The sequence below is a fragment of the Rhizobium sp. TH2 genome, assembly GCF_024707525.1.
Classification (GTDB): domain Bacteria; phylum Pseudomonadota; class Alphaproteobacteria; order Rhizobiales; family Rhizobiaceae; genus Rhizobium_E.
On record NZ_CP062231.1, the window covers coordinates 2124321 to 2149122 of the forward strand.

29 protein-coding genes and 3 tRNA genes are annotated in these 24802 nt (G+C 60.8%); 19 read left to right on the forward strand and 13 right to left on the reverse strand.

All coding sequences use genetic code 11. From position 1 onward, the window contains the following. The 3 genes from IHQ71_RS10595 to IHQ71_RS10605 are packed head-to-tail and all read left to right on the forward strand — an operon-like array spanning position 1 to position 2119. Complete coding sequence (locus IHQ71_RS10595) at positions 1-636, forward strand: precorrin-8X methylmutase (protein ID WP_258161928.1); 636 nt, start codon at positions 1-3, stop codon at positions 634-636. Beyond that, positions 633-1358 carry a precorrin-2 C(20)-methyltransferase gene (locus tag IHQ71_RS10600; RefSeq protein ID WP_258161929.1) on the forward strand — a complete coding sequence of 242 codons (726 nt, stop codon included), beginning with the start codon at positions 633-635 and terminating at the stop codon, positions 1356-1358. Before IHQ71_RS10595 ends, IHQ71_RS10600 begins: the two co-directional genes overlap by 4 nt. After that, positions 1355-2119, forward strand: coding sequence for a precorrin-3B C(17)-methyltransferase (locus tag IHQ71_RS10605; protein WP_258161930.1), 765 nt, complete (start codon positions 1355-1357; stop codon positions 2117-2119). The genes IHQ71_RS10600 and IHQ71_RS10605 overlap by 4 nt, the downstream gene beginning before the upstream one ends. Here IHQ71_RS10605 and IHQ71_RS10610 read toward each other — a convergent pair. Next, a complete protein-coding gene (locus IHQ71_RS10610; RefSeq protein WP_258162805.1) occupies positions 2098-2853 on the reverse strand; it encodes a cobalt-precorrin-6A reductase in 756 nt (251 codons plus the stop codon). The genes IHQ71_RS10605 and IHQ71_RS10610 overlap by 22 nt on opposite strands. Between IHQ71_RS10610 and cbiE the strand changes: the two genes are divergently transcribed. From cbiE to IHQ71_RS10635, 5 genes are all read left to right on the forward strand, one after another. Further along, on the forward strand, positions 2837-4093 hold the full coding sequence (gene cbiE, locus IHQ71_RS10615; RefSeq protein WP_258161931.1) for a precorrin-6y C5,15-methyltransferase (decarboxylating) subunit CbiE: 1257 nt from the start codon (positions 2837-2839) through the stop codon (positions 4091-4093). The genes IHQ71_RS10610 and cbiE overlap by 17 nt on opposite strands. Next, complete coding sequence (cobM, locus tag IHQ71_RS10620; RefSeq protein WP_258161932.1) at positions 4090-4854, forward strand: precorrin-4 C(11)-methyltransferase; 765 nt, start codon at positions 4090-4092, stop codon at positions 4852-4854. The genes cbiE and cobM overlap by 4 nt, the downstream gene beginning before the upstream one ends. Positions 4855-5068: 214 nt before the next feature. Then, entirely contained in the window at positions 5069-5269 is a 201-nt protein-coding gene (locus tag IHQ71_RS10625; RefSeq protein WP_258161933.1) for a hypothetical protein, read from the forward strand. Between the two features lie 13 nt (positions 5270-5282). Further along, the gene (locus IHQ71_RS10630; RefSeq protein WP_258161934.1) at positions 5283-5600 is read left to right on the forward strand and encodes a hypothetical protein; all 318 of its coding nucleotides are present in this window, start codon (positions 5283-5285) and stop codon (positions 5598-5600) included. 8 nt (positions 5601-5608) lie between these two features. Then, positions 5609-5866: a hypothetical protein gene (locus tag IHQ71_RS10635; protein WP_258161935.1), complete on the forward strand. Its 258-nt coding sequence runs from the start codon at positions 5609-5611 to the stop codon at positions 5864-5866. Between the two features lie 38 nt (positions 5867-5904). On the opposite strand, the gene IHQ71_RS10640 is transcribed toward IHQ71_RS10635, so the two are convergent. Both IHQ71_RS10640 and IHQ71_RS10645 read right to left on the reverse strand, forming a co-directional pair. Continuing rightward, entirely contained in the window at positions 5905-6039 is a 135-nt protein-coding gene (locus IHQ71_RS10640; RefSeq protein ID WP_258161936.1) for a hypothetical protein, read from the reverse strand. Positions 6040-6069: 30 nt separating this feature from the next. Further along, positions 6070-6354, reverse strand: coding sequence for a hypothetical protein (locus IHQ71_RS10645; protein ID WP_258161937.1), 285 nt, complete (start codon positions 6352-6354; stop codon positions 6070-6072). A gap of 316 nt (positions 6355-6670) precedes the next feature. On the opposite strand from IHQ71_RS10645, the gene IHQ71_RS10650 reads away from it, so the two are divergent. After that, positions 6671-6796 (forward strand): hypothetical protein, encoded by a 126-nt coding sequence (locus IHQ71_RS10650; protein WP_258161938.1) that lies wholly within the window; start codon positions 6671-6673, stop codon positions 6794-6796. A gap of 96 nt (positions 6797-6892) precedes the next feature. On the opposite strand, the gene IHQ71_RS10655 is transcribed toward IHQ71_RS10650, so the two are convergent. Continuing rightward, positions 6893-6968: transfer RNA gene (locus IHQ71_RS10655), tRNA-Thr, on the reverse strand. Positions 6969-7236: 268 nt separating this feature from the next. Then, on the reverse strand, positions 7237-8163 hold the full coding sequence (locus IHQ71_RS10660; protein ID WP_258161939.1) for an alpha/beta hydrolase: 927 nt from the start codon (positions 8161-8163) through the stop codon (positions 7237-7239). Positions 8164-8367: 204 nt separating this feature from the next. On the opposite strand from IHQ71_RS10660, the gene IHQ71_RS10665 reads away from it, so the two are divergent. Beyond that, positions 8368-9327 carry a hypothetical protein gene (locus tag IHQ71_RS10665; protein WP_258161940.1) on the forward strand — a complete coding sequence of 320 codons (960 nt, stop codon included), beginning with the start codon at positions 8368-8370 and terminating at the stop codon, positions 9325-9327. A gap of 81 nt (positions 9328-9408) precedes the next feature. After that, the gene (locus IHQ71_RS10670; RefSeq protein ID WP_258161941.1) at positions 9409-9657 is read left to right on the forward strand and encodes a hypothetical protein; all 249 of its coding nucleotides are present in this window, start codon (positions 9409-9411) and stop codon (positions 9655-9657) included. Here the strand turns inward: IHQ71_RS10670 and rlmB are convergent, their stop codons facing one another. Further along, on the reverse strand, positions 9658-10530 hold the full coding sequence (rlmB, locus tag IHQ71_RS10675; protein ID WP_258161942.1) for a 23S rRNA (guanosine(2251)-2'-O)-methyltransferase RlmB: 873 nt from the start codon (positions 10528-10530) through the stop codon (positions 9658-9660). It lies immediately after the preceding gene. A gap of 170 nt (positions 10531-10700) precedes the next feature. Between rlmB and IHQ71_RS10680 the strand changes: the two genes are divergently transcribed. From IHQ71_RS10680 to IHQ71_RS31890, 3 genes are all read left to right on the forward strand, one after another. Further along, positions 10701-10785 (forward strand) — tRNA-Tyr (locus IHQ71_RS10680). A gap of 22 nt (positions 10786-10807) precedes the next feature. Further along, a tRNA-Gly gene (locus IHQ71_RS10685) sits at positions 10808-10881 on the forward strand. A gap of 327 nt (positions 10882-11208) precedes the next feature. Continuing rightward, positions 11209-12837, forward strand: a complete 1629-nt coding sequence (locus IHQ71_RS31890; RefSeq protein WP_308737941.1) for a nidogen-like domain-containing protein — start codon at positions 11209-11211, stop codon at positions 12835-12837. Positions 12838-12921: 84 nt separating this feature from the next. Here IHQ71_RS31890 and IHQ71_RS10700 read toward each other — a convergent pair whose 3' ends face one another. Continuing rightward, entirely contained in the window at positions 12922-13311 is a 390-nt protein-coding gene (locus IHQ71_RS10700; protein WP_258161943.1) for a hypothetical protein, read from the reverse strand. A 214-nt stretch (positions 13312-13525) separates the two neighbouring features. On the opposite strand from IHQ71_RS10700, the gene IHQ71_RS10705 reads away from it, so the two are divergent. From IHQ71_RS10705 to IHQ71_RS10725, 5 genes are all read left to right on the forward strand, one after another. Then, positions 13526-13795 (forward strand): hypothetical protein, encoded by a 270-nt coding sequence (locus tag IHQ71_RS10705; protein ID WP_258161944.1) that lies wholly within the window; start codon positions 13526-13528, stop codon positions 13793-13795. Positions 13796-14015: 220 nt separating this feature from the next. After that, positions 14016-15191 (forward strand): elongation factor Tu, encoded by a 1176-nt coding sequence (gene tuf / locus IHQ71_RS10710; protein WP_258161945.1) that lies wholly within the window; start codon positions 14016-14018, stop codon positions 15189-15191. 160 nt (positions 15192-15351) lie between these two features. Continuing rightward, positions 15352-16239, forward strand: coding sequence for a hypothetical protein (locus IHQ71_RS10715; RefSeq protein WP_258161946.1), 888 nt, complete (start codon positions 15352-15354; stop codon positions 16237-16239). A 66-nt stretch (positions 16240-16305) separates the two neighbouring features. Next, a complete protein-coding gene (locus IHQ71_RS10720) occupies positions 16306-17199 on the forward strand; it encodes an NAD(P)-dependent oxidoreductase (RefSeq protein WP_258161947.1) in 894 nt (297 codons plus the stop codon). Between the two features lie 249 nt (positions 17200-17448). After that, positions 17449-19455 (forward strand): bifunctional diguanylate cyclase/phosphodiesterase, encoded by a 2007-nt coding sequence (locus IHQ71_RS10725; protein ID WP_258161948.1) that lies wholly within the window; start codon positions 17449-17451, stop codon positions 19453-19455. Positions 19456-19482: 27 nt separating this feature from the next. Here the strand turns inward: IHQ71_RS10725 and IHQ71_RS10730 are convergent, their stop codons facing one another. The 6 genes from IHQ71_RS10730 to IHQ71_RS10755 all read right to left on the reverse strand — a co-directional run bounded on the left by IHQ71_RS10730 (position 19483) and on the right by IHQ71_RS10755 (position 24793). Further along, entirely contained in the window at positions 19483-20679 is a 1197-nt protein-coding gene (locus tag IHQ71_RS10730; protein WP_258161949.1) for a saccharopine dehydrogenase family protein, read from the reverse strand. Between the two features lie 18 nt (positions 20680-20697). Further along, positions 20698-22215, reverse strand: coding sequence for an aldehyde dehydrogenase (locus IHQ71_RS10735; protein ID WP_258161950.1), 1518 nt, complete (start codon positions 22213-22215; stop codon positions 20698-20700). Continuing rightward, entirely contained in the window at positions 22212-22559 is a 348-nt protein-coding gene (locus tag IHQ71_RS10740; RefSeq protein WP_258161951.1) for a cupin domain-containing protein, read from the reverse strand. The genes IHQ71_RS10735 and IHQ71_RS10740 overlap by 4 nt, the downstream gene beginning before the upstream one ends. 23 nt (positions 22560-22582) lie before the next feature. Beyond that, positions 22583-22924, reverse strand: a complete 342-nt coding sequence (locus IHQ71_RS10745; RefSeq protein WP_258161952.1) for a cupin domain-containing protein — start codon at positions 22922-22924, stop codon at positions 22583-22585. Between the two features lie 12 nt (positions 22925-22936). Next, positions 22937-23299 (reverse strand): cupin domain-containing protein, encoded by a 363-nt coding sequence (locus IHQ71_RS10750; RefSeq protein ID WP_258161953.1) that lies wholly within the window; start codon positions 23297-23299, stop codon positions 22937-22939. Positions 23300-23503: 204 nt separating this feature from the next. Beyond that, the gene (locus tag IHQ71_RS10755; protein ID WP_258161954.1) at positions 23504-24793 is read right to left on the reverse strand and encodes a glycosyltransferase; all 1290 of its coding nucleotides are present in this window, start codon (positions 24791-24793) and stop codon (positions 23504-23506) included. Positions 24794-24802 lie beyond the last annotated feature (9 nt).

A 24802-nucleotide genomic window follows, 5' to 3' on the forward strand; every position in this document is an offset into this window, starting at 1 on the left:
ATGACCGAATACGACTACATCCGCGACGGGAACGCCATTTACGAGCAATCCTTCGCGATCATCCGTGCCGAGGCCGATCTCAGCCGTTTCAGCGAGGCCGAGGCCGATGTCGCCGTACGCATGGTTCATGCCGCAGGCTCGGTCGATGCCGCCCAGCATTTTGAATTCTCGAAGGATTTCGTCCATGCCGCGCGTTCTGCGCTGGCCACTGGGGCGCCGATCTTCTGCGACGCCAACATGGTCGTCCACGGCGTCACTGCTGCTCGGCTGCCGGCAAACAATGAAGTAATCTGCACGCTCCGCGACCCCAAGACCGTGGGGGTCGCCAAGGAAATCGGCAACACCCGTTCCGCCGCCGCGATCCGCCTTTGGGGCGAGCGGATGGCCGGCTCCGTGGTGGCGATCGGCAACGCGCCGACGGCCCTTTTCTACCTGTTGGAACTCCTGCGCGACGGCCTGGTGCCGAAGCCCGCTGCCATCCTCGGCATGCCCGTCGGCTTCGTCGGCGCGGCCGAATCCAAGGCGGCACTGGCGGAAAATTCCTATGGCGTACCTTATGCGATCGTTCGCGGGCGTCTGGGCGGCAGCGCCATGACGGCGGCCGCGTTGAATTCGCTTGCGAGGCCGGGCCTATGAGCGGGCGTCTGATCGGCGTGGGCACCGGACCGGGCGATCCGGATCTGCTCACTGTCAAGGCGGTCAAGGCGATCCAGAGTGCGGATGTACTCGCCTGGTTCGCCAAGGAAGGCCGGCGCGGCAATGGCCGTGGTATCGTCGATGGCATCGTTCGCGATGGCACGATCGAACTCCCACTCTACTATCCCGTCACCACCGAGATTCATCGGCAGAAGCCGGAATACGTCCATCAGGTCACCGGCTTCTACGAAGCCTCGACCGAGATGATCGCGGCGCATCTCGACGCCGGACGCAATGTCGCGGTGCTCTCCGAGGGCGATCCGCTATTCTACGGCTCCTACATGCATCTGCATGTGCGACTGGCGAACCGCTATTCCGCCGAGGTGATCCCCGGCGTCACCGCCATGTCCGGCTGCTGGAGCCAGGCCAATCTGCCAATCGTGCAGGGCGACGACATCCTCTCCGTCCTGCCGGGCACGCTGGACGAGGACCAGTTGGTTCGCCGGCTAAGGGATACCCAGGCCGCCGTTATCATGAAGGTCGGCCGCAACCTGCCGAAGATCCGCCGCGCGCTGGCAGAGGCCGGCCGCATCAACGACGCCTTCTACGTCGAGCGCGGCACCATGGCCAACACGGCAATGACGCCACTTGCTGCAAAATCCGACGATGAGGCGCCGTACTTTTCGATTGTGCTGGTTCCCGGCTGGAAAACCAAGCCATGACCGGCACGCTCTACGTCATCGGCACCGGCCCCGGCAGCCCCGAGCAGATGACGCCCGAGGCGGCGCAAGCGGTGGAAAAGGCCGAGGAATTTTTCGGCTATTTCCCCTATCTCGATCGTCTGTCACTGAGAAGTGACCAGCGCAAGATCGCCTCCGACAACCGCGAGGAACTCGATCGGGCCAATGCCGCACTCACCCGTGCTGCTGCCGGTATGCACGTCGCCGTCGTCTCCGGCGGCGATCCCGGTGTGTTTGCCATGGCTGCGGCGATCTGCGAGGCGATCGACAAGGGACCCGAGGAATGGCGTGAGATCGAAATCGTGGTGACGCCCGGCGTCACCGCCATGCTGGCCGTCGCCGCCCGCGCGGGCGCGCCACTGGGACACGATTTCTGCGCCATCTCGCTGTCGGACAATCTCAAGCCCTGGGACGTGATCACACGGCGATTGCGGTTGGTGGCGGAGGCGGGCCTCGTCATTGCGCTCTATAACCCGATCAGCAAGGCGCGGCCATGGCAGTTGGGCAAGGCTTTCGAAATCCTGCGCGAGGTCCTGCCGGGCACAGTGCCGGTCATTTTCGGCCGCGCCGCCGGCCGTCCCGACGAGAAGATCACGGTGATGCCGCTCGCCGAGGCCGATGCATCGATCGCCGACATGGCGACCTGTGTCATGATCGGCTCACCCGAGACGCGGATCATTACACGCAAGGCCAAGCCCGACCTCGTCTATACGCCGCGCTTTTATGCGGGAGGCAGCATTTGATCGATCAACTCGAGCGCCGCTTCTACCGTGCCGACGGTTTTCAGACCGGCCGGCTTTTGGCGCTCGATCATTACGACCTCGATGCCAAGCGCGCGCGCTGCGGCGATCTTGGCATACGTCGCTGCGCCGCCGGAATTCTTGCTGACGACCACGTCGATATTGTTTTCATGCAGCAATCTGGTTTCATCGCCCTCGTCGAACGGTCCGCTCGCCAGGATATAGCGGCAGTCCGGCACTTCGAGCGGCGGAACCACCGGATCAACGCTGCGCACGAGATAGGCATGCTGAGGCACGGCCGAGAATTGCCCGGCTTCCTGCCGTCCGATCGCCAAGAACACGCGCCGCGCCACGCCGTCCAGTGCTTTGACCGCGCCCGCGACATCGGCCACGGACATCCATTGGTCGCCCTCCCGCCGTTCCCAGCCAGGACGGCAGAGGGCGAAAACCGGCAACCCGCTTCGTTCGGACGCCGCTGCTGCGTTGGCGGAAATCCGGTTCGCAAAGGGATGCGTGGCATCAATGAGCAGATCGATCTTTTCGTTAGCCAGGTAATCAACGAGACCATCGGCGCCACCAAAGCCACCGACACGCGTCGGCAAGGGCAGGGGTTTCGGATCCACCGTACGACCCGCGAGCGAAATCGTCGCCTCGATATCCACGCGCTGCGCCAGTCGCTCGGCCAGTCGCCGCGCTTCGGTCGTGCCGCCGAGGATCAGGATGCGGTGCTTGCCCATGGCTGAAAACCCAAAAATCGCGCCGTGGCTCACAATAGCAGGCATCGGCGAGGACGGTATAGCGGGCCTCGGCGACGAGGCCAAGCGCAGGATCGCCGAAGCCGAACTGGTTTGCGGCGGCAAGCGGCACCTGGAACTAGCTGACAGCCTCATCACCGGCGAGAGACATCAGTGGCTCTCGCCCATCGAACATTCCGTCGAACTCGTAAATGCAGCGCGCGGTCGCAATGTCTGCGTGCTGGCGTCGGGCGATCCCTTCTTCTTCGGCATGGGCGCGACGCTTTCGCGAACCATCGATCCCTCGGAAATGTTCGTCATCCCCGCGCCGTCTTCCTTCAGCCTCGCGGCCTCGCGGCTCGGCTGGCCCTTGCAGGATCTGGCACTGGTGTCGCTGCATGGTCGTCCGCTGGACCTGATCCGGCCGCATCTGCAGCCCGGTGCGCGCATATTGGCGCTGACATCGGATGAGACGGGACCGTCGCAACTGGCAGCGCTGCTGGCCGGGAATGGCTTCGGGCAATCGGGCCTGATTGTTCTGGAAGCGCTGGGCGGCGGGAACGAACGCGTGACGAAACACGTTGCAGCGCGTTTTTCGCAGGAGGTTGTTAGCCCGCTTAATATCTGCGCCATCGAAGTTGTTGCGGGCGAGGGCGCCCGCATCCTGCCGCTGGCATCCGGGCTGGATGACGGCCTGTTCGAGCATGACGGTCAGATCACCAAGCGCGAAATCCGCGCGGTGACGCTATCGACGCTGGCGCCCCGCAAGGGCGAACTGCTGTGGGATATCGGCGGCGGCTCCGGCTCGATCGCCATTGAATGGATGCTGGCCCATCCCGCCATGTGCGCCATCGCGATCGAAGCGGATGCCGAACGCGCCGAGCGCATCGCCCGCAATGCGCGGGCTTTCGGCGTACCTGGTCTCCACGTGGTGACTGGCAGCGCGCCGTCTGCACTCAACGATCTCGCCCGGCCTGATGCAATCTTTGTTGGCGGCGGCGGCAGCGATCCCGGCGTTATGGATGCGGCAATGTCGGCGCTAGGGCCCGGTGGCCGGCTGGTCGCCAACGGCGTGACGCTGGAAATGGAAGCGGTACTGCTCGGCCTTCAAGCGCGCCACGGCGGCGCGCTGATCCGCATCGACATTTCACGCGCGGGGCCAGTGGGCTCCATGCAGGGCTGGCGGCCGGCCATGCCCGTCACCCAGTGGTCCTGGGTCAAAGCTTTGAAGGATCGGTCATGAAGGTTCATTTCATCGGAGCGGGTCCGGGGGCCGCGGACCTGATCACCTTGCGTGGCGCGCGCCTGATCGGCGAATGCCCCGTCTGCCTTTATGCCGGCTCGATCGTCTCGCCGGAACTGCTGCAATACTGCCCGCCCGGCGCGCGCGTCGTCGATACCGCACCGATGTCGCTCGATGAGATCGAGGCGGAATATCTGATGGCCGCCGCCGGCGGCCAGGACGTTGCGCGCCTGCATTCCGGCGATCTCTCCGTCTGGAGCGCCGTGGCCGAACAGATCCGCAGGCTGGAACGCCACGGGATCGAATACACGATGACACCTGGCGTGCCGTCGTTCGCAGCTGCTGCGGCGGCGCTCGGGCGCGAGCTCACCATCCCTTCGGTCGCCCAGAGTCTGGTGCTGACGCGCGTCTCCGGCCGTGCCTCACCGATGCCGAACCAGGAGACACTGGCGAATTTCGGCCGCACGGGCGCCACGCTTGCAGTCCATCTCGCCATCCACGCCCTGCCGCAGGTCGTGACTGAGCTGACACCGCTCTACGGTGCCGATTGCCCCGTGGCGATCGTGGTCAAGGCCAGCTGGCCGGATGAGCGGATCGTCAAGGGCACACTGGCGACGATCGAGGCGCTGGTCGCCGAGGAGCCGATCGAGCGTACCGCGCTGATCTTCGTGGGACCGGGGCTCACTGCCGAGGATTTCCGCGAAAGCTCGCTCTACGATCCCGATTATCAGCGGCGGTTCCGTGGCCGCGACGGCTTCTGATCTGACCCCCCTCTTCGTGACATCCAGCGCTTTCGCACCGGCCGCATCGGCGATGCGACTGCTGCCGATTTTTGGCAGCACCCGGACCTAATATTCACGGAGATCGAAGCCGGTTCCGCGACCGCCACGAACGATGACGAACAATGGAATTGATGCGGAACCTTTGGCTTTGCCCGCCGTTTGGCCGGCAGACCGAGACGAGGAGACCGCCTTCATGAATCCCGCTTCCCTGGAAATGCATTCCAATCATCCGCTAGCCGGCCTCGAAAGCTGGCCGAAGACCGGCCCTGTCTACGGCTTTGCGGAGGACGAACAGCCGCGCGGCGCGCGTACATTCTGGGCGCGGATCGGCGAGCGCCTGCGCAAGGCGCCAGACGAGCCCGAGCAAGCGTCCAATATCAGAATTTGGTACTGACAGGAGGCCCACCATGGCCGACGACGACAAGAAGGCTTTTCTGCAAGATGAACATGGCGCCGATCCCGGCATTGACCATGATCCCGCGCTGGGTGATCCAGAGGACCCCGCCGACGATCCTGCCACCCGCGTGCACCTTGACGGCGGATTGCCGCCGCCGATGTCGGAGGTTTCAGGTGATCAGCCCGATCCCTCCACCGTCAATCAACTGCCCGTCACCGGCGGCGTCAACTGGCAGTCTCCGACCGATCCGGTGGGCGGCTATGACGAGCCGCGCGAACGGCCCCGTGCCAGCGAACTGCCGCGCGACGTCGTTCCGAACGGCCGATAGGAGGTCCCATGACCAATCCGCGCACGATAGACCGCCGCGACGTCGCGCATCAGGCCAATCCGGTCGGAGACCATGAGGCGATCGAAGAGGCCAGGTCCAATCTCGCAGACTTGCCGCCAGGCGTTCCACCCGCCCGCAGCGGTCGGGCTCAGACAGTTGTCGATCCGGCCGAACCGGACAATGACAATCCTGGCCGTATGGACCAGAAGCGCGCTACCGGTCGCGATTCCGTCCATGTCCAAAGCCCCGACAAGCTTGCACAGTGACTTGTCGGGTGTTGTGAAAGGCTCTTGCGGCGATTGGGTTATCCAATCAACCAGAACAGCGTGCCGCCGACCATCGCGAAGACGATCACGCTTGCGGTGAGTCTAAGGACGCCGGAATTGGTGTCCTTACCCAAGAATGCGTCCCATGCGGGATTGATGTTTGGGTCATCCATGACGCGCTTCCTCACTCAGTCGATTTTCCGTTAATGAATGATGTCAGGCCCCGTCTCGACGTCGATCCGGCGGTCACCGGGCGACCATTCGCCGGCTGCGAGCGCGAAGCGCTTGCCATTGTCGCCCTCGCCGATCTCCACGCGCTGGCCGGCGGAAATCTTGCCGAGAATCGTGCTCTCACCCATGACGTGGCCGCTGCCACGCACACGGCCCTCGGGATCCTTGTAGACATTGATCTCGAAGGCGCAGTGGCCTACGGCATTGCTGTCGATGAAAACCGGCCCTGTGCCGCTTACGGTGCGTATCCTGTCCATTGTTGAATCTCCCTGCTGCTGGTGGGGCAGCCACCGCGTGTCATCCCTGAAACGGATTCCTGCTCCTTGCAGGAAACGATTCGGCGAGGGCAGGGTTCCATGGATGCTCGCCGACCTCGCTCTCCGGCCCATCCAGGTGCAGTAGCCTGTCATTAACGGGATTTCCATACGAAGCCGCTATGGTTTTGGCCGCGAGCACAGGAGACGCTTGATGAATTCGGATTGGCAAGCATATGCGGTGTTCGTGGTGGCAACCGCCGTTTTCTGCTTCATCGCGTGGAGATCCGGCTGGAAGCGCAGGCTGTAGGCGTCCGCGATGAGATGGCTTGTGCTGGCGGTGGTAGTATGTGCCGTGCTGATCTTCCTCTGGTCGGGCTTTGCCGACGTTCCCTGCCAGGACGGCGCATGGGACGCCTTCAGGCAGACCTGCGTGCCGGACTAATTTCGCGTTTTCTTCTTCTGGGAAATTAGGTGCGACGAAGCAGAGCGAAGTCGCGCCCGCGCGATGGGTTGGCGGGCGGCATCGCACAAACAGGAATGGTGCCCCCACCAGGACTCGAACCCGGGACCCCCTGATTACAAATCAGGTGCTCTACCAACTGAGCTATAAGGGCAGCGGGGCAGGACCTACCATATTCTGCCGGTCGTTCAAGCAAAAAATCTGTTTCACACCCGACCAGCGCCGTCGTGGCGCATTTTCCGGAGCTGGTTAAGCGCGACCACGTTCTGCTCCAGGCCGGCGATCGACACCGGCATTTTCAGGAGATTTTCCATCGGAGCCACTGCTGACAAGGTAAAAGGTACAGGCTCTGATCTCGTCGTGTGGCATACGAAAAGGCCCGACTGATCAAAGCCGGGCCTTTTGCTTGTCGATGTCCGTGCTCAGAGCAGCGAGTCGATATAGCTGGCGATCGTATCTGTATAGCTGGTCGAGACGCCGACCCGGCTGTTGACCTCCCACGGTGACAGGGTTTGTGGCGATACCGTCACGCTGACGCCGGCATTGTCCGCGCTTTGCTTGAAGGCATTGGCCTTGCCGCAGGTATCCTCATTGCTCTCCGTCGAGCATACGACGAGGATTGGCACGCCGGATGAATCGACCAGGTGTGCCGGAGAAGAGTCCTCCCAGAATTCCGCGTTGCTGCCGAAGGCCGTGTCATAGCGGTAGTCGTGGCTGTCGGACATGATGCCGGGAATGTTGAGTGCCGCCGTCTCCAGCACGACGGCACCGGCCCAGACTGTAGCGCCCTGATCGGATGCCAGTGACGGATTGGAGGAAAGAAGGGCGGTGATATGGCCTCCGGCGCCCGATCCCATCAGCACGATCTTGCTGTTGTCGCCATCCCACTTGATCGCGTTCTTCTGGATGTTGGCGATGCCGAGTGCGACGTCGGCCGCCTGGATCAGCGGATCCGATTTCGGCAGCAGGCGATAATTGAGCGATACAAATATATAGCCCTTGGCGACGAAAAAGCCGGCCTTGGCCTCGGCGACATCGTCGTCCTGCTTGTCGCCGCCCGTCCATGCCCCGCCATGCACCATGACGATGATCGGCGCGTTCGTGCGGTTCTCGGGAAGGTAGACGTCATATTTCTGTGCGCCGTCCAGTCCATAAGGAACGTCGATGTTCACTGTCGCGTTGCCGACGCCGGAATACTGGTCGCGGAAATCACTGGTGAGTGCGCTTGAATTGAAATCCTCTAGCGGATTTGTTCCTGCCTGGGATGCGACGCAAGCAGCGCCCAGCATGAGGATGGAACTCGCCGCGATGCGGCTCAGGCGGGAAAGTTGAGACAACGCAAAAGCCATGTTCAGACCTTTCGGTTTGCGATATGCCTTGAAAATGAACATGTTGGCTGGTTCGCGCAACTGCTGCCTGTTGCAATGGTTGCGTGGATATTTCAGGGGAGATGAGAGATGGTCCAGTTGTATCGGAATGGGACAGATTCACCGTCAAGGGCCGAAAAATCCCGCAAACTGGGCTTTGCAGGGTTGGCTGCTATTGCGTTCTCTATGACATTTTTCGCCTCGCCGGCCGCCGCACAGGATGCCGCGGAGGATGGCGAACCCTTCCCGCTCAATTGCGAGGATGGCACCAAGCTCACCGCATTTTTCTCGGAAAAGGACGTTGCCGTCACGCTTGCCGACGGCGCCAAACTGAATCTGCCCTTCAAGTCGGACGACCCTTGGGTCCTCTATTCCGATGGCAAGCATCAACTGGCGGAAAAGGGGGACGTGCTGGAATGGACCATCGGCAAGAAGGCGCCAACGCTCTGCAGCCCCGAGGATGACGACACGCCGACCCAGTTCGACGAACCGGTGGCGATCGACAGTCTCGACTTGCCGGCGGACAAGGCCAATCCCGATGCTAAGCACGTCGTCAATTGCTATCGCTTCAAGGGCTTCATGGTGAAGGAGGTCGATCTTGGCGAGGTCGGTGCCGAAAAGCTGGCGATCCTGCCCGAAACCGCCAAATGCGTACGCGACGATCCCGAGGAAAAGCCGGTCAAGGAAGATATCGCCCGCTATTTCCTCGGCACCAAGGGCAATCTCGTCTTCTTCCAGGCCGCCGATGGCTGGAACGGCGGCATGCCCTTTGTCGTCATCGATACGAAGAGCATGAAGAAGCTGTTCGAAGATTCGTTCGAGGGCGAGGATTTCCAGGCGATCAATGTCGACGGCGCCAATATCACGGTCGACTATACCAGGACCTATTCGGCCGATTGCTCACTCTATCTCGATGGTGCGGCCTGTGCCCAGAAGCTCAACCAGACGCTTGGCCTCGGCACGATTGCGAAATTGCCGGAATGCGGCCCGGCCTACGACGCCGAGAAGAAGCGCACGCCTGATTATGCCCAGGAGATCGAGCAACTGCCGAGCGTCATCTCATACCAGGCGACATTGAAGTATGACGGCAAGGCGGTGACCATCACCCCGCGTGCCGGTGAGACGACCTGCCGCGTGCCAGACTGACCCTGGAACCCAACGCCCTTCGCTTTACCGTTCCGTGAAACAGGTGTAGTTTCACGGGATGGGGAATTGGAGGGCGTGCGCATGCTTTCTCTGAGAATTCTCATGCCCTGCCTGGCAGTCATGCTTCTGCCCGCGATCGCCGATGCCCACAATTGCAAATGCCGCAATCGCGGCGTCCACTTCCAGCTGGGCGAGACGTCCTGCCTGCGCGTCGATGGGCGCAACTACCTGGCGCGCTGCGAGATGAAATTGAACGTCTCGTCCTGGACCGAAGTCCAGGACGGATGTCCGCTGACCGCCATCCAGTCGATATCGACGATAATTAACTGATCATTTCGCCAGATACGCGCGTGCGGCATACATCGAGATCGCCGCGGCGTTCGACACATTGAGCGACTTGATGGCGCCCGGCATGTCGAGCCGGGCGAGGCTGTCGCATGTCGCCCGCGTCTTCTGCCGCAACCCCTTGCCCTCGGCGCCGAGCACCAGCGCGATCTTTTTGCCCGAGAACGTGCCTTCGAGCGGCGCCGGACCTTCCGAATCGAGCCCGATTGTCTGGAAGCCGAGCTTCACCAGTTCTTCCAGCGCATCGGCGAGATTGGTGATCTGGATATAGGGAATCATTTCGAGCGCGCCCGAGGCCGATTTCGCCATGACGCCCGATTCGGTCGGCGAATGGCGCTCGGTGGTGACGACCGCGCCGGCATCGAAGGCGACCGCCGAACGCATGATCGCGCCGACATTGTGCGGATCGGTGACCTGGTCGAGAACCAGCAGGAGAGGGCGGTCCTTGAGCGAATCGAGTTTCCGCACCGGCAGCGGCCGTGCTTCGAGCAGCACACCCTGATGGATGGCGTCCGGCCCTGTCAGCTTGTCGATATCCTGTGGGCTGACCATCTCGATCTGCAGCTTCACCATCTGGGCGTCGCTGAGTTCGAGCCGCGCCAGTGCGTTCTGGGTGGCCTTCAGCTTGATCAGCTTGCGCTCGGGATTGTCTATCGCCGCCTTGACCGTATGAATGCCATAGAGCCACACCGTGTCGGGCGGTAGCTGCGGCCCCTTGAACGGCGCCTTGGCCTTGGGGCCGCCCATCGGTTTGGCCGGCAGTTCGCCGCGCTCGCGCTTCTGGTCGCGATGCGCGCGCCGGAGAGTGGCGTAATGGGTGTCCTTGGGCGTATGGCCGCTTTTTTCATCTTTGCTCATCAGGTTGCTATAGACCTATGTTTCGGCTGGGTCATCGGCTCACATTGAAATTATACCGAAATTTTTTGGAACACCGTGTTGACAGGATTGGCTTGGCTCGTCATATACCCGGCCCAGATTGCAGGTCAGCCCTGCGGTCTGAATGCTTGGTCGCTAGATCCGGACGGACTGGAGAGATGCCCGAGTGGTTAAAGGGGACGGACTGTAAATCCGTTGGCTCAGCCTACGTTGGTTCAAATCCAACTCTCTCCACCATTCGTCCCTGCGATCGATCAAGGCGGGTATAGCTCAATGGTAGAGCAGCAGCCTTCCAAGCTGAATACACGGGTTCGATTCCCGTTACCCGCTCCAGGTCTTCGTCCCACATTACCAAACTGATATTTTGCCGCTCGGTCTTCGATTTCCGAGCTCACCCTCCGACTGATATAGTCGGACGGCTGATTTGTACCGTGCGAAGCACGTATGGCCAAACCCAAAGTACAACCAAAGATATATTTGGAGGTACACTTGGAATTACTAAAAAATATTTCAGTAATCTGCTGTTTATGCAAGACATCTACCAGGCGAAGGTGTAATAATTGACGATTGGCTAACGCATTGGCCGAAACGTTCACCCGCTCCCAGCAGCGGCTAAGGCGCCGGGCGAATGCCATGGCGTTTGGGCATTGGGAGGGGACGATGGCCTATAGCGATATCAGACAGCATATCCATCTCGATGCCACCTATACTGTCGCGGAGAAGCGCCAGATCTTGGTATCGATCAAGCACGCATACCTGAACTCGCCGAGCGCGCAGGCAATGTTCGACCGTCTGTTGACCGTGGAACCTGATGTCACGATCAACAATGCCAACAAATTCAACGCTAACCGTGACACAAATATACTCAACATCGGGCCGCACTATCTCGACAACCTCTATATGATCAACTCGCACGGCGTGGCCGTGCGCTACAATTTCGAAGTCGCGCTGCTGCATGAGTTCTCGCATGCGCTCAACAACATCCTCGATCCGACGGACGCGCAGCTGGCGGCCCACGATTATGTCGGTGACAATGTTCGGTTCGAGAATGTCATGCGCGCCGAACTCGGCGCCGCGCCGAGAACGACCTACTTCAACATCATGAAAGACGCGATTTATGCGGATGCTCCACCAGCGTCCAGGAAGGGATATACGAACGGCAACGAGATCGATCAGGCGGTTGTGTCGAATGTCAAATTCATCAACATCGACACGACAAGCCATGGCAACTCGCGCGACCTGCTGATCGGCGTGAAGACGCAGGACAACGAACTCCTCGCGGGTGGCGGTAGGGATTACGTCTATGGCTTCAACGGCAACGATAAGCTCGACGGTGGCGACGGTACCGATTACCTGTTCGGTGGCGATGGAAACGATATCCTGATCGGCGGGAGCGGCAGCAACCTGCTCGATGGTGGCACTGGGAAGGATATTGCCGAGCTCACGGGCTTCAAGTTCATGCAAACAGTCACCGTCTCTGGCGGCACGCGCACGCTCGTCGATCAGGGCACTGGCGACAAGAATGTCCTGAGAGGCATCGAAACCACGCGCTTCACGGCCTCTGGCGCATCGCTGCCGGTGGAGATTACCTCGACCTTCGTCGCGAGCACTGGCACGACGCTGGCCCCGAACGATGACAGCTTTTCGTCGGCGTCGCTGACCTCGGCGTTCGAAAAGGGCCTCAATTTCTTCGGGACCAAGTACACCGAGGTCTTCGTCAACAACAACGGCAGCCTGACCTTCGGCAGCGGCCTGAGCAGCTTCACGCCCGGCTCGATCGGCGGAGGATCCGGCCTGCCCATCATCGCGGCTTTCTGGGCCGATGTGGACACAAGGAGCGGCGGCGGAACTGTCAGCTACGGCTACAACAGCGCCCATGACAGTTTCGTCGCCACCTGGAGCGGCGTCGATTATTACAACACCAACGCTGTCGGTCATGTCACGCGCTCGAACTCCTACCAGATTGAGATCTTCGACCAAGGCGGCGGCGATGCCGAGATCGTCATCCGCTATGGCGATCTCAACTGGACGACCGGCGATGCCTCGGGCGGTTCGGGCGGCCTCGGCGGTACTGTCGCACGCGCCGGCGTCAATTCCGGCAATTCCACGTTCCAGTTCGAGATGCCGGGATCGGGAAACCAGGCGGCGATGCTGGCGCTCGACACTTCGTCCAATTGCGGCCGTGCCGGTGTCTGGCGCTTCAGCGTCCACAATGGCACCATCATAGAGGATGAACTGGTGTTCAACAGTCACCACCATCAGGCGGAACCGGACTGGGCCTTCATGTGAAACCTGTCTGTAACCCGGTGGGTGAAAGCCTGGAGGCTCGTTGGGTCCGCTACCGCTTCATCGGCATGCCCAATGTGTTGCGGATCATGGCGCCATGACAGCGCATTCCGCGTTCCGGCCCAGATAAAACACCGGTTCGCGAATCTGGAAAGTGCAGTCGTACCGATGATGGAGTGCCGGCTTGCGGGCGCCTGCCATGTTGACCGTATCGATGACGACATCCTTGCCGGGATATTCCGTGCGGACCTTATCGAGCAGCGCCAGGCATTCAGACCCCGGTGAGGCGGCGGCAGTGATCTGTTCGGATTGCCGGATAACCGGGCTGAGACGCTTCCAGCTCTCGACGCCGTTCGAGGCGACCCGGCACGCCGGATAACAAAGCCCGTACTGCTCGCAATACTGCGACCAGGTCCACCACCCCGCACCACAAGCAACGGCGGTGGCAACGATAATGCCGTAAACACGAGCCGCCATGATGCCTGATCGTCCTCCCTCTGCTACACGCACCGAAATCCGAAACGAGGGCCTCGTTTGTCGCGCCGGCTGAGCCCGAACGGCAATTCACCCGCCTGCGGGCCACAGGGGTGTTTACCATGCCAAGTTGTCGTTCGCTTCGACAAATAATCGACACTTGCTCCATTGCTAATATACATCTAGCCTCGCTCATAACGAGAATCGGGGAGCGGGCATGTGGGTTTGGTTGCTTAGTATCGCGGGCGCATGGGGCATCTTTCTCTATTGCGTTCTGGCGATGATGGGCGCAGGCAGCGCTGACAATCTGCGCGGTCGCAGGCTCAGGCTTTTCCTTGCCTGCCTATTCTGGCCGGCAACGCTTCTCGTCCTCATCGCGCTCGTCGTCTTCAACCTGGTCCGGCCGAAGAAAAAACGCGTGTCTCTGCTTGGTCGGGTACTCGGCGGTCCGTCAGGGCCGACCAAACAAAACCTCCTTGCGGGTTGAAGCTGGTTCTGCTCATGGGCATCCGCCGACAAACCACACCGTCAGCTGCCAACGGCCTTGAATCTTGCCGGGAAACACACCACCTGCGGCGCCACAGCCGGGGTTGCCGGCGGTTTCAACAATTTTGCTTGCGCAATACAAGCGAAAGCTCTAAACGGCTGCGCAATCCAGCCCGGCTCACGGGTTGGCCGCCGTCTTTCGACAATAGGGAAGCATCCAAATGGCAAAGAGCAAATTCGAGCGGAACAAGCCGCATGTGAACATTGGCACGATTGGTCACGTTGACCATGGCAAGACGTCTCTGACGGCTGCGATCACCAAGTATTTCGGTGAATACAAGGCTTACGACCAGATCGACGCCGCGCCGGAGGAGAAGGCCCGTGGCATCACGATCTCGACCGCTCACGTCGAATACGAGACGCCGGCCCGCCACTATGCCCATGTCGACTGCCCCGGCCACGCCGACTATGTCAAGAACATGATCACCGGCGCCGCACAGATGGACGGCGCGATCCTGGTTTGCTCGGCCGCCGACGGCCCGATGCCGCAGACCCGCGAGCACATCCTGCTCGCCCGTCAGGTCGGCGTTCCCGCGATCGTCGTGTTCCTCAACAAGGTCGACCAGGTCGATGACGCCGAGCTTCTCGAACTCGTCGAACTGGAAGTGCGCGAACTTCTGTCGTCCTACGACTTCCCGGGCGACGAAATCCCGATCGTCAAGGGCTCGGCTCTGGCCGCTCTTGAAGATTCCGACAAGAAGATCGGCGAAGATTCGATCCGCGAACTGATGGCCGCCGTCGACGCCTACATCCCGACGCCTGAGCGTCCGATCAACCTGCCGTTCCTGCTGCCGATCGAAGACGTGTTCTCGATCTCGGGCCGTGGTACGGTTGTGACCGGCCGCGTCGAGCGTGGCATCGTCAAGGTTGGCGAGGAAGTCGAGATCGTCGGCATCCGTCCGACCACCAAGACCACCGTGACCGGCGTTGAAATGTTCCGCAAGCTGCTCGACCAGGGCCAGGCCGGCGACAACATCGGCGCGCTGATCCGCGGCGTCACCCGTGACGGCGTCGAGCGTGGCCAGATCCTGTGCAAGCCGGGTTCGGTCAAGCCGCACAAGAAGTTCATGGCTGAAGCCTACATCCTGACCAAGGAAGAAGGCGGCCGTCATACGCCGTTCTTCACCAACTACCGTCCGCAGTTCTATTTCCGCACGACGGATGTGACGGGCATCGTCACGCTGCCGGAAGGCACCGAGATGGTCATGCCCGGCGACAACGTGACGGTTTCGGTCGAGCTGATCGTTCCGATCGCGATGGAAGAAAAGCTCCGCTTCGCGATCCGCGAAGGCGGCCGCACCGTCGGCGCCGGCATCGTCGCATCCATCGTCGAGTAATCGGCACTGCCATCTGAGAGATTGAGGCCCTGCTGGTGACAGCGGGGCCTTTTCATGTTTCGTTGCCGTCATTGGTCAGGCGGCATTCCAAGGTTGCCTTTGGTCTTGGGACATCTTATCTCAAGGCTACGAAACCTGAGAAAAGCATTCCGGAACAGCCATGAACCGCAACCTTTCCATCCTCCAGCGCGCCACCGCCGCCGACCTGCAGCTCGATCCTTTCCCGCATGTCGTGATCCCCAACGCGCTGCCTGACGATCTCTATGCCGAACTCGAAGCGAGCTTCCCCAAGCCCGAGGCGATGGGCATCAAGGCCGACCGCAACAATCATCGATGGAACTATGCGTCGCGGAAAATCCGCCGCAACAAGAACCTGCCGCAGGTCTGGCGGGATTTCATCGCCTATCACGCATCCGAGGATTTTTATCGCGATATTCTGAACGTATTCTACGAGGGCATTCATGCGCTCTATCCGGAGCGCTTTCCAAATCGTCAGAGCCTGGAAAAACTGCGGGTCGGGGTGCGCAAGCATGACACATTTGCCGACCGCGACGTGCTGATGGATGCAATGATCTCCGGCAATACGCCGGTGACCGAAGCCTCTTCAGTCCGTTCCAGCCACCTCGATTCCGGCGACAAGCTGTTCTCCGGCCTATTCTACATGCGGCCGAAGACCTATGACGCCATCGGCGGAGATTTGACCATCAGCCGTTACAACAGGGACCTCTCGGGCAAGCCGGAGCGGCACGAGAAGTTCAAGGGCGCCTATATCGACGATGACAATCTCGATGTCGTCCGCACGGTGCCCTATGACAAGAACCTGGCGGTCATCTTCATCAATTCGCTTGATTCCGTGCATGGCGTGACCGTGCGCCAGCCGAGCCCGCACAGCCGCCTGTTCGTCAATCTCGTCGGCGAGATCGACCCGCCGCTCTACATGCTGGAAGACGCTGGCCAACCGGCGCACTACCTGCCGGCCAACCAGCCGCGCACCCCGATCGGCCTGACCGACCGGATCGTGCCGATGGTGCGGCGGGTGTTCGGCTGACACCTTCCGCCTTGCCGTCCCGGAAAAATGTGATTAATCCGGGCGGCAACAACAGGAGGATCGGTCATGGGCAAGCGTATTTTCTTCACCGGCGGTTCGGGCAAGGCCGGGCGGCACGCCGTGCCGTGGCTGGTCAATGCCGGCTATGAGGTCCACAATATCGACCTCGTGCCACTAAACCACCCCGACGTGACCAATCTCACGGCCGACATCTGCGATTCCGGCCAGGTCTTCAACGCGATGAGCATGCACCGGGATTTCCCCGACCTTGACCACGGCAAGGGCGTGCAGCCCTTCGATGCCGTGGTCCACTTCGCCGCCGTGCCGCGCATCCTGATCAAGCCGGACAACGAGACCTACCGCATCAATGTGATGGGCACCTATAACGTCATCGAGGCGGCGGTGAAGCTCGGCGTCAGGAAGATCATCGTCGCATCCTCCGAAACCACCTACGGCGTCTGCTTCGCCGAGGGCCATCGCGATTTCCATCATTTCCCGCTGGAAGAAGACTATGACGTCAACCCGATGGATTCCTATGGCCTCTCCAAGGTGATCAACGAGAAGACCGCCCGCGCCTTTGCCGAGCGCTCCGGCGCCGACATCTATGCTTTGCGTATTGGCAACGTCATAGAGCCGCACGAATACGAGCAGTTCCCGATCTTCTTCGCCAATCCCGAAATGCGCAAGCGCATCGCCTGGTCCTATATCGACGCCCGCGACCTCGGCCAGATCGTCCATCTCTGCATCGAGAAATCAGGCCTGGGCTACCAGGTGTTCAATGCCACCAACGACACGGTGTCCGCCAATACGCCAAGCCGTGAACTGGCGAAGCGGTTCTTCCCCAACGTACCTTTCAAGCGCGAGATCGGCGAATACGAGAGCCTGCTCTCGAACCGCAAGATCCGTGAGGTTCTCGGTTTCAAGGAAGAGCACGACTGGCGGAAGTATGTGAAGGTGTGAGACGCCGCTGTAGCGGAAACAACGAGTATCGTCGGGCGGCCCACAGGTTTGGCTGCCCGGCAAAAATATGATACCTCATTCTATTTACACTCAAATGTATTGACGACTGCTAAATCTGACACTCGACAGCGTGCCTATTATGCGGATATATTGGAAATTGGCACCAATGTTTGTCCGGTGTACATGCTCGCCTCATGATGACGGCTGATTTCGAGCCCGTGCTGTTTGCATCGGGAAGGGGCGTTGGCGATGATGCATGCGAGAAGTGCCAGTCTCAAGCTGATATCCGTTGCCTGGCCTTTTGTTCTCGTCATCTTTCTTCAGGGGGCGCTTGCCATCTTCAGCCTGCAGGTGGCAGCGTCGTTACGTGCTTACGCCACCGGTGAAAGCCTGTGGTCCAAGGGGCAGTTCCACGCGCTATACCATCTCAATCGTTATACGGACTCGGGCGATCCGTCATTCCTCGCGGAATATCGCCGCTCGATTGCAGTACCGCTTGGTGACCGCGAGGGGCGCCTAGCGCTCGAGGCCGATCCGCCTGACGTGGAGGCCGCGTTTGAAGGTTTCCGCAAAGGCGGTAATCACCCCGACGATATCCCGGGACTTATCTGGTTGTTCCAATACTTTCGATGGGTGCCCGATATGGCCGCCGCCGTCGAGGATTGGCGCGCTGCTGATGTCGGCATGTTGAAAACGGCGTCGTTTGCGGATTCTATCCATGACACCGCCCGGCTTTCCGATGCCGAGCGCCTGGTCCTGAAGAAACGGCTCGATGCCATCAACCTCGAGGTAGCGCCGCTGACGCGGCAATTCTCCGAACGGCTTGGTATAAGTATCCGACGCATGCAGCAGGTCCTGCTCTGGAGCAATGTCGGCATAGCGCTTATCTTCGTCATTCTCACGATTTTGCGGTTGAACGCATTCCTGGCGCATCGCCGCATGATCGAGCAGCGGCTGTCATGGAATGCCAACCACGACGAGCTTACCCGTCTGCCCAACAGGCGCCTGTTCGAGCAGACGCTCGGCGAGGTGATGACCGCGCCAGACATGACGCTTGCGCTGATGTTCATCGATCTCGACCAGTTCAAGGCCGTCAATGACAGTGGCGGACATGCCGCTGGCGACCGGCTGTTGCAGCGCGTCTCAGAGGAACTGCTGAAGCACACCAGACAGGATGACCTGCTGGCCCGCCTCGGCGGCGATGAATTCGGCCTCGTGATGCCTGATGCCACGGAGGAAGAGGCGCGGTCCATCGCCTCCCAGCTTCGCGAGGCTTTGGAAGCGCTCGATTTCACGTGGCAGGGCCAACGCTATTCCATAAGCGCAAGCATCGGCCTGGTGCATTTCCGCAAGGGCGAGTTCACCATTCAGGAGGCACTGCGCGCCGCCGATGTCGCCTGCTACATCGCCAAGGAAAAGGGCCGCAACCGCGTCCATGTCTTCGAGTCGGCGGATGCGGCCCAGACCCAGTTCACCGTCGATCTCGGCTGGGTGCAGCGTCTTCACCGTGCGCTGGAGAAGGACAGTTTCCGTCTCTTCGCCCAGGCCATTGCACCGGCAAAAGCTGACGTAACCCTTGGTGAGCACTGCGAAATCCTGCTTCGCCTGGAGGAGGACGGCAAGATCACCCCGCCGAACGCCTTCATTCCCGCCGCCGAACGTTTCGGCATCATGCCCGCGATCGATCGCTGGGTGGTGCGCAACGCGCTCGATATCATAAGCCGATGCGCCAATCCCGAACGCGGCACCTATGCGATCAATCTGAGCGGCCTTACCTTCCGGGACGACACTTTCCTCGCGTTCCTGTGCGGCGAACTGAGGCGCACCGGCGTTCCCGCTCGCGCCCTCTGCTTCGAGGTGACCGAAACTGCCGCGATCCAAGATCTAGACGAGGCCGTCGCTTTCATGAAAGCTGCGCGCGGCATGGGTTGCCGCTTCGCGCTCGATGATTTCGGCGTCGGCATGTCGTCGCTGACTTATCTCAAGCGGCTGCCGGTCGATTTCGTCAAGATCGACGGCAGCTTCGTGCGCGACATGCTGACCGACAGGATGGACCGGACGACGGTCGAGATGATCAACCAGATCTCGCATCTCTCTGGCCGGCAGACCATCGCGGAACTTGTCGAAAACGAGGAAATCCTGGCGGCGCTCCAAGAGATCGGCGTCGACTATGTGCAGGGCTACGCGATCGCGCGCCCGGTTCCGTTCGAACCGAGCGAGGGTGAGGAAGAGCGTTCGGAGAGCCGTGTTGCCTGACGTCCGGAGCCGAATTGTCGGCGCCGATCAATCGAGATATTCGAAGCTTTTCGTCACCTTGAACTTACGTTTCTCCGCCTCGGCGAAGAAGTCCGCGGCTTCAAAATACCCCTCAGGGGCATAGACGCCCGGCTTCCTCGGGTGCTTCAGCAAAAGCTGCACGGCGATCGAGGCGCACATCGACGTACAGGCATCGACATAGCCGTCATACATCGGGTCAGGCGTCACAATCACATCGCAACGCGCCATCGCCGGCCGGCCGTTCTTCTTTCCCCGGCCGATCGCGAAGTGGATTTCGTGGCTGTCCTGTGCCGGTATTTTGTCGGCGTTCTTCTCGATATTTCGCTGGATAACTTTCGCCAGTACATCGAGCGGCTTCACAGCAGCGCCCCCAATCTCGACCGGCTCGTTGAAGTCGCCGAATCCCGCCTTCACCAGCCCGACCCACGCCTCGTGCTCGCGATGCGGCAGGTGGAGCTTCCAGGTGAATTCCTGGATACCCTTCTCGGCGATGCCCTCTGCCAGCGGCACGGTGAGCTGCTCGGAATGCGGTGAATACATGAACTCGCAACGGCCCCAGGGTTCAGGCAGGTCGATCACTTCGACACCGGTCATAGGCGCGCAACTCACATGCCGGCCGTCGAGGAACTGCGTCGATGGATGCGCATATTCCGCAAGCACCGTGGAGACGGAATAGGGCGGCACCAGCACCGGATTTTCCGGCCCCACCAGTTCGGCTGCCCAGTAGAGATTGATCTTCTCGATTGCGTCGAGTTCATCGGCTACCGCCCGGCAGATCACGTTCGACAGGCCGGGATCGGCACCGATCCCGGTGATTGCGGTCATGCCGGCCGCCTTGAACCGCTCGTTCTCGGCGATCTGCTTGACGGTATACGTGCCTAGTCCGCCGAGATCGACATAGGGCACGCGTGCCTCAAAGGCTGCCTCGAAGATCACCATCTGGTGACCCGCCAGGGTGGGCACGCAATTGACACAGATATCGGCACCCGTGATTGCAGCGGCGAGCTTGGCCGGGTTGGTAACATCAAGATCGACCAGGTCGAGCCTCGGGTCGCCGAGTTCATTGACCAGCGCCTCCATGCGCGGCGGCGACGTATCGCAGATGCGAATCGTCGTGATGTTGATGATGGCCCGATCCGAGATCATGTCACGGACGATACCCGCCCCCATGAAGCCCGCGCCGCCGAGAATGGTGATGATCATGATGAAATTCCTGAAAAATTAGACATGCTTTCGCCCGCCGGTCTCGTAAAACCAGTCGTCGGGATAAGGATACCACCAGCCCTGCCGCACCGGTTTGTGGTCGATGATCACCATCTTCGAGCGGCGGAAGGCATCCAGCCCGAGGCGTGAAAGCTCGCGACCCATGCCGGAACTCTTCCAGCCGCCAAAGGGCAGGGCGTCGTTGTCGATCATCGGGTTGTTGACCCAGACCATGCCGCTTTCGAGCCGCTCGGCAGCTTCCATCGCTTCTTCGAGCGAGGTGGTGAAGACCGAGGCGCCGAGGCCGAAGGGGCTGTCATTGGCGCGCTCGATTGCTTCTTCGAAGTCCCGCACCTTCATGATCGGCGCCACGGGGCCAAAACATTCCTCCCGCATGATCGCCATATCCATGGTCACATTGGTGAGGACCGTCGGCTCGTAGAACCAGCCGATGGGCTGGTCGTCGGGTATCTTGCCGCCGCAGACGACGGTCGCGCCCTTGGTCCTTGCGTCCTCGACGAGGCGGATCACTTTGGCGCGCGCCGCCTCGCTGACCAGTGGACCAAGCTCCGCCTTGTCGAGGCCATTGCCGATGCGCAGCCGCAGTGTTTCGGCCTTGAATGCCGCGACGAAGGCGTCATGCACATCCTCGACCACGAAGAAGCGCTCGGCCGAGGTGCAGACCTGGCCCGTCAGATGGAACGCTGCCGTGACGGCACCAGCCGCCGCGACATCGATCGGCGCATGTTTGGTAATGATCATCGGGTCGGAACCGCCGGCTTCGATGACAGCCGGTTTCATCTGCGCCGCCGCCGCCGAAGCGACCGCCTTGCCAGCGGCGACCGAGCCGGTGAAGGCGACGGCATGGGTGAGGGGCGAGGCAATCAGCGTCTGGGCAATCTCGGCGCCGCCAGGCACGCAGGCGATTAGCCCCTCGGGCAGCGCCTCGAACACTTCCATGAATTTCAGCGTCGAAAGCGTAGTCGCCAGCGCCGGCTTGATAATGCATCCATTGCCGGATGCGAGGGAGGCCGCGACCGTCCAGCACATCAGCAAAACAGGGAAATTGAACGGCATGATGTGGACGGATACGCCGACCGGCTCGTAGCGCGCATATTGGAACGACCCGGCCTGCGTGGTGCCGGCCACCTTGCCCGCCTCGTCGCGTGCCATCTCGGCGAAATAGCGGAAGGCGCCGGCGCAATTGGCCACCTCGCCGATCGCCTCCGGATAGGGCTTGCCCTGCTCTCGCACCATCAGTTCGGCGCAGCGGCGCATGTCAGTGGCTTCGATCTTGTTGGCGACGCGGTGGAGGATCGTCGCGCGCGTCTTCGCGTCGATCAGCTTCCATTGCCTCTGCGCCACATTGACCCGCCTTAGCACTGCATCGAGTTCATCCGCCGTCGTATCGGCGAGCTGGCCCTCGACGGCTAGCGTCGCGGGATTGACGATGTCCATCAGCTTTCCGCCCGACGAAATGTAGGATGGATGAAGAAAGTGCACCGGCCTGCCGGGATCGAACGCCTCAGTGCTCATCGGATCATGTACACTTTCTTGATCGTCTCATGCACGGTGCAGACGCCCTTCCAGTCCTTCGGAAAGAACGCTGCCGTATCCGGCGTGATCTCGATCACGTCGCCGCTTTCATGCACATAGGTGCTGCGGCCCTCGAGGAAATGGCAGAATTCGTCGCGTGTCACATGGCATTCCCACTTGCCGGGCGTGCAGATCCACAGGCCGCATTCGCTCTCGCCGTTCGGTCCCTTGTGGATCAGTTTGCCGGAGACATGGCTGACGCCCTCGATCATCGTTGGGATCGTCCCCCAGTCGACAAGCTCGGCCTGCTCGAGCGGCTTCTTCATGGATGGTGCGGTGCTCATTGGCGTGTTTCCTGTTATTGTCGTCAGCGGCTCATGAAGGCCTTGGAGAGCGTTTCGGTGATGATCGAGCGGCCGCTCCAGCCCTTGGGAAAGAACACGATGGCGCCAGAATGGACCGGGATTTCCTCGCCATTATCATGGACGTAAGACCCCTTGCCGCCGAGGAAATAGCAGAACTCGTCATTCTCGAAGACAAGCGTCCGCTCACCCGGCGTGCACGACCAGATACCGCATTCGCTGGAACCATCGGCATTGACCGACAGGATTTTTCCATGCGCATGCGGCGCGCCTGAAATCGCCGTCTTGGAGAGGCCCCAGTCCTCCATCTCAACGTTTTTGTGATCGGGCCAGTTCGGTGTGGTCATTCTCAAAAATCCTCAAACAAGCATGTAGATGTTGCGCATGGTCTCATGCACGGTGCATTCGCCGGTCCAGCCCGCAAGAAAAGTCACGGCAGTGCCAGGCGTGACCTCGATCACCTCGCCATTGTCATGCCGGTAGGTCGCCCGCCCGGCGACGAAATGGCAGAACTCGTCGCGCGGTATCGTCAGCCGCCAACGGCCCGGGGTGCAGACCCAGATGCCGGTTTCCGGCTGGTTGTTCGGTCCCTTGAACAGCAGCCGGCCGGAGGAATGCGACTGACCCTCGACCATGTCGGGCTGACTGCCCCAATCTACAAGGTCGCCATAGGTCGTGGCATTATGGATGTGCGGGGCGGTGGATTTGAGGGTGTTGGTCATCGTGATACCCTCAAATCATTGCGCATCGTGATTACCCCCCTCTGGCCTGCCGGCCATCTCCCCCTCAAGGGGGGAGATTGGATGGAGTGGGCTCCCTGCCTCTCAACAGACGCAGCAGTTAGATTGAGGTGCCAGCCGCGCCACGAGTCTCCAATCTCCCCCCTTGAGGGGGAGATGTCACGAAGTGACAGAGGGGGGTGAGCCTCAACCATTGTACTTCCCCGTCTTCACCAGCTCATCCAGAACCTTCGCCGCCTTCTGCGGCCCATTCTGCACCTGCATATTCTTCGACGTCGCCTTCAGTTTCGCCTGCATCGCCGGATCGTTGATCATGAAGTCGAGCTTCATGGCCAGTTCCTCATCGGTCCAGTCGTAGCGTGGGAACTTGAAGCCGTGGCCGGTTTCGTCCACGCGCGTCGCATTATCATGACCGTCCCAGACATAGGGCATGATGATTGCCGGTTTGCCGAAATAAAGGCACTCCGTAAACGAGTTGTTGCCGCCATGATGGATCACGGCATCGACCTGCGGAATGACCGACGGCTGCGGAAACCAGCTGTCGATCACCACATTGCCGGGTACGTCAGCATACTCACCCTTGTAATCGCCGACATTGACCAGCGCTCGGTACGGCAGCTTGCCTATGGTTGATATCAGCCGCTTCAGCAGGTCCGTGTCGCCCGCGCCCAGCGAGCCGAAGGATATGTAGATCAGCGGCTTGTCGTTGTTCGCGGCGAAAGTCGGCACCGCGTAAGGCGCTTCCTTGCGCACGCAGCCTTCGAGATACTGGAACTGTTTTGGGTCGAGCGGATGCTCGCGATCGAATTTCACCGCCTCCGGATAGAGCAGCAGGTTCATGAAGGGCGAAGCCTCGAAGAACTGGCCGATCGGATAGGCCGCTTCGCCGGTCGAGGCGAGGAAGTCGTTGTAATCGTCATGGATCGGCTTGATCACCGCATTGAAGTGATCGCGATAGGCCTTGTGCCCGGCATGGTCGTCCTGGCGGCAGCCGGAGAGATGTGGCGGGATGTTGTCGTCCTCGATCTCGTTTTCCGAGCAGGAGATGATCCGCACCCAGGGCTTGCCGAAATGCTTGATCGCCGGGAACAGGATGACGTTGTCGACGCAGATCAGGTCCGGCTTGATTTTTGCAAGCACGCCGGGCAAATCCTTTTCCGCCCATTTTGCGCTATCGACGATCGCCGTCCAGCAATCTTTCACGTAATTGTCGATCTGATCGTACGGGCTCTTGCGGAAATTCGGGATATGGCCGTTGATGAAATCCTCCCAGAATTTCGCCATCTGCTCCGGCGGCATCGGCTCGGAAAGGTTCACCGGATGCGCCTCGAAGCCATAGCCCTCATAGACCGACACGAAGCCCGGATCGGACAGGAACACGGCCTTGTGGCCGAGCGCCTCGACGGCCTGGGCGATACCCACCGAGTTCAGCGCCGGGCCGAAGGCGGCCTCCGGAAAGAATGCTATTTTTGCCATGTGGTGTCC